Origin of the sequence: Candidatus Igneacidithiobacillus taiwanensis, from assembly GCF_031962545.1 — a bacterium.
Taxonomy (GTDB): Bacteria; Pseudomonadota; Gammaproteobacteria; order Acidithiobacillales; family Acidithiobacillaceae; genus Igneacidithiobacillus; species Igneacidithiobacillus taiwanensis.
In genome coordinates this window covers 1-2,325 of record NZ_JAVRKK010000229.1, presented here as the reverse complement: position 1 = coordinate 2,325, position 2,325 = coordinate 1, and the positions used below count along the sequence as shown (strand labels likewise).

3 protein-coding genes are annotated in these 2,325 nt (G+C 54.0%); 2 read left to right on the top strand and 1 reads right to left on the bottom strand.

What is annotated here, in order from left to right; genetic code table 11:
- Positions 1 to 486: 486 nt before the first annotated feature.
- Complete coding sequence (locus tag RTI30_RS14100) at positions 487 to 957, top strand: ArsR family transcriptional regulator (RefSeq protein WP_312284130.1); 471 nt, start codon at positions 487 to 489, stop codon at positions 955 to 957.
- A gap of 12 nt (positions 958 to 969) precedes the next feature.
- Positions 970 to 1,251 carry a hypothetical protein gene (locus RTI30_RS14095; RefSeq protein WP_312284129.1) on the top strand — a complete coding sequence of 94 codons (282 nt, stop codon included), beginning with the start codon at positions 970 to 972 and terminating at the stop codon, positions 1,249 to 1,251.
- Positions 1,252 to 1,618: 367 nt separating this feature from the next.
- Here RTI30_RS14095 and RTI30_RS14090 read toward each other — a convergent pair whose 3' ends face one another.
- Entirely contained in the window at positions 1,619 to 1,894 is a 276-nt protein-coding gene (locus RTI30_RS14090; RefSeq protein WP_312284128.1) for a hypothetical protein, read from the bottom strand.
- Positions 1,895 to 2,325: the final 431 nt, after the last annotated feature.

Sequence of the window (2,325 nt, the reverse complement as noted above, 5' to 3'; positions counted from 1 at the left end):
GGGGGTGCGCGGGGCGGCAGCCCCCGCATCAAAGCAAATCCGCGTAGCACCGATTCATACAGGGGCCGGTCATGCTTGCCGGGGTCTCTGTCCCTCTGATCTTCGGAGCCGCCTCACAAACAAGCGGCGAGCGCGAGCGCTTAGGGCCGTGCAAGCGGACATGACAGACGCGTAGCGGCTGGCGTGGCCGGTTGCCTAGGCCCTGCGAGCGGCGAGGCGCATAGGGCGGCTCCGAGATCAGAGGCAGAGACCGGCATGGACCGGCACCGTCCTTACCAGGCAGAGCGCCGAGCGCGTAGCTGCGAGGGCGCGGGGACCGGCATCGAGGCCTCGATGTCCGGCACGAACTGGGGACCGTGCCAGCCCAGAGGCCTGCACCCTGTAAAGAGATAGAAAGGGGACATAGCAATATCAGGGCTTGCAGAGAAGGATGTATATCACACATGATATAGTTTATATCCTGTGTGATATATATATGGGGGACGTGTGAAGAAGGTTAACTCACAAGATGCTGTAACCGGGGAAATACTTCCCTATGCTTTGGTAGCGGTAAAACAGAAGATTCCAAACGGTTTTATGGAGGGATGGGTGGCGATGGGGCTTGGTAGTCCGATGAGAGCCTTGGCTGGGCTTCGCAAAGAACTTGGTGCTGATGGTTATGCGGTGCTGTTTGCCTTGCTTGAGCGGCTGAACTTCGAAAACGCTATCCATGTGGTACAGAAGGAGATCGCCGAAGAGCTGGGGATGCTTCAACCCAACGTCAGCCGGAGCATCAAGAAGCTGTTAGAGCTTGGAGTGCTGCTAGAGGGGCCGAAATTCGGCCGTAATCGCACCTATAAGCTCAATCCGGCCTATGGGTGGCGCGGGTCTGCTAAATCGCACCAGAAGGCCCTCAGAGCGCAGGAAAAGGCATCCTTGGCCGGTCTCAAGATCCACAAAGGCGGCAAGGCCGATTAGGAGGGATGCGAATTGGCCCAGAAACACGATATTGAAGCGATAATAACGCTCTTGGATGTGCAATATGAGGCGGTAAGACACGAACTAGAAAAGATCGCAAGAGAATGGGAGACAGCGACGGGGGATCGAGCGCTTTATTTGAACTCGGCGCGGAAAATATTGGGGATAAGGCTGCGAGAACTGACAATAGACATGTCTAACTTCCTCGGATATGACTCGAATAAGGACGTGACAACAGACATATCCGACTTCCTTGAATATCTCGGGTATGACCTCGATAAAGACGACGACTAAGCCGGTTTCCAAAGGGCGGCTAGCTCTTTGGCCTACTCGCAAACGTAGTTTTGCGTAGTAGGTTATGAGGAATGCCTGCAGACCGAGGCCCTCTGTCCCCGTGCTGATCCCGTCACCGGCCCCCTGGCTCCTACGTGCTCGCAGGGCCTAGGCAACGGGCCACGCCGTCGCTACGCTCCGTCATGTCCCCTTGCACGGCCCTAAGCGCTCGCACTCCGTCGCTGTTTTGTGAGGGGCCGGCTCCGGAGATCAAGCACAGGGACACAACGAGGCCCTCGGCCATTTCGGCATGAGTTTGTTTTGGGGTGAGGGGGCCTCACCAGAGATCAGGCACATGACCATGGCACAGGCGTGGACGGGGCAACAGTCAAAAGTTCAATGTCTTATTTCCGCCGAATTTATCAAACACGCCAATGTCTGGAACCGTCTTTTTATCGCCAACCTGTCTATCGTTTGCCGTGGTCTTTGCCGTTGTCTGCTTTGGCAAGGTCAATTCACCAGCGTCCAGCTTTTTCGTTACATACGAAAACGCCATCCGCAGCGCATTGCCCTTTTTCGGGCCTAGACCCAAAGACTCGGCAATCGTATTCCACTCCCACAGCATCTTGCGAGCCGCCTCGATCTCTCTGTAATGCTCCAGCACAAGCGCTGTCCGACCCTTCCGCGGGTTCACTCTCTTGGTAAGCTCAGACAAGTCCATATAGCCAATTACCCCCTTTTCGATACCTGTTTGATACCATATCGCAGAATTTACACTAATACGACTAGACTTTACTGCCATATAGATACCTTAGCAAGTGCCCAATAGCAGAAAATCTATCGAAACAAAGCAGACGGCAGCAGACTTATAAAGTACCATAACGCCAGCAGATAAATGGCTATTTTATAGCAGATCGCAGAATATAGTTAGTATGCTGATAATCTAAGCAGTAGCATGATACATATACTTTGCAGACAATAGCATAGACTTAGACGCTACCCTTCGGGTAGCTTTATAGCGCACAACCCCACCCGTGGTGTTGTGCTCTCTCCCGAAGGGCGCACTTATGCAAACTCTACGAGTTTGCCCGTGCG